3 protein-coding genes are annotated in these 1,532 nt (G+C 61.3%); all 3 read right to left on the minus strand.

What is annotated here, in order from left to right:
• Positions 1–412 (minus strand): DUF2946 domain-containing protein (locus D8U61_RS11705; RefSeq protein WP_130926970.1); only part of this gene is annotated, 412 nt, incomplete at its 3' end.
• Positions 413–433: 21 nt separating this feature from the next.
• Positions 434–913 (minus strand): copper chaperone PCu(A)C, encoded by a 480-nt coding sequence (locus D8U61_RS11710; RefSeq protein WP_073471757.1) that lies wholly within the window; start codon positions 911–913, stop codon positions 434–436.
• A 48-nt stretch (positions 914–961) separates the two neighbouring features.
• Positions 962–1,360, minus strand: a complete 399-nt coding sequence (locus D8U61_RS11715; RefSeq protein ID WP_130902850.1) for a DUF2946 domain-containing protein — start codon at positions 1,358–1,360, stop codon at positions 962–964.
• Positions 1,361–1,532 lie beyond the last annotated feature (172 nt).

The following is a 1,532-nucleotide window of genomic DNA, read 5'->3' on the forward strand; positions in this document are numbered from 1 at the left end:
CGGGGAAGAAGGGTTGGCGGGCATGGCCCAGACGCGGCGAGGGTGGGGTGAAGGTGTTCGGTGGCGGGATGTTGAAAGCGACGAAATCGCCGCCGCCGGTCAGTGCCGGGCAATTGAACAGCAGGCTGCAATAGCCGCATTTTTCCCACAGCACGTGGTGCGAAGATTGCGGCGGGCAATGCTCGGCCGCAGGCTGGGCTGCATGGCCGCTGTGATCCATGCCGGGCATGTCCATCGACATGTCCATGCTCATTGGCATCGACGTCGAGGCGTGTTGATCCATCGGCATCGACTGAGAAATCAGTGGACCGATGAAGATCATCAGCATGGCGAACAGGGCGATCCAGCTGCCACGCGTCAGCGCTTGAGTCTGACGGTGATGCGGGACGGGCCTAGTGCGCAACGGACGCATGGGCGAAGTCAGCCGAAACGATTACTGAGCGTGCACGTGGCCCTGAGCGGATTCCGGCGCTTTCTTCTGCACGGCCACTTCAACGCTGACGTCACCGGCCTTTTCGAAATGCAGGGTCATCGGGAAACGCTTGCCGTCGCTGAGCAGGCTGCGATCGCTCGGGTTGAGCAGCATCACGTGGTAGGCCATCGGCGCGAAGGTCACGGTGCCGCCGGCGGGGATTTCCACGCTTGGCACTTGCTGCATCTTCATCAGATCGCCCTGCATCACATGCTCGTGCAACTGCGCTTGTGCAGCGATGGGCGAGTCGACGCTGAGCAGGCGATCGGCGCTTTTACCGGTGTTGTGGATGATGAAGTAGGCGGCGACGGTCGGCGCATTCGGCGGCAGTTCCTGCGACCACGGGTGGGCGATTTCCAGCGCACCCGCCTTGTATTCATGGGCATGGGCGAAGCACGCCGGCAACAACAGCGCAGCGAGGACGAAGAGTTTCTTCAACATGGCAGTTCTCCAGAACGATTTGAAACGCGGATTTTTGGCGCGAACAAATCAGACCAGAGGGGAAGCACGGGGATTGAGACTCGGCCATTGCTGGCGCGGCGTCGGGGCTTGCAGGGAGGCGGGCGCAACGCTGCGGTTGCTTTCAAATTGCGCGAAATACAGCTGCGGCGAATGCCCCGGCAGCGCCAGCAATGGCGCCCCACCTGAGCAACACCAGCAGTGCTGCATGTTCGAATGGCTGTCGTTCTGCGGGGCCTTCTGATCCGTGGCACCGATGTCGATCGCCACCATCTTCATGCCGCTGCCGGTGCAGAAACTGCTCCAGAGTATCTGCTCGGCCGGTGAACTGGCCGCCTGCGCCATCGCCCCGCTCAGCGGCATGGCGAGCATGTTGAACAGCACTGCAAAGCAGGCGATCCAGGCAAATGCTAACCGGCGTCGGTTCATGGGACAGGTCCGTTGGGTGGGCGATCAGGCGCGGCCCATTTAGCCTGATCAGGGCCGATAAGTAAAAAAGCGTCGTGCGGTTTGGTGTCGCAGTGAGCTGTTAAAGGAGTGTAGCTACTTGAATTTGCAGTGCCAGACCTGACGCCTTCGCGGGCAAGCCCGCTCCCACAAA

The organism is Pseudomonas sp. Sample_14, assembly GCF_004307515.1.
Classification (GTDB): Bacteria; Pseudomonadota; Gammaproteobacteria; order Pseudomonadales; family Pseudomonadaceae; genus Aquipseudomonas; species Aquipseudomonas atacamensis.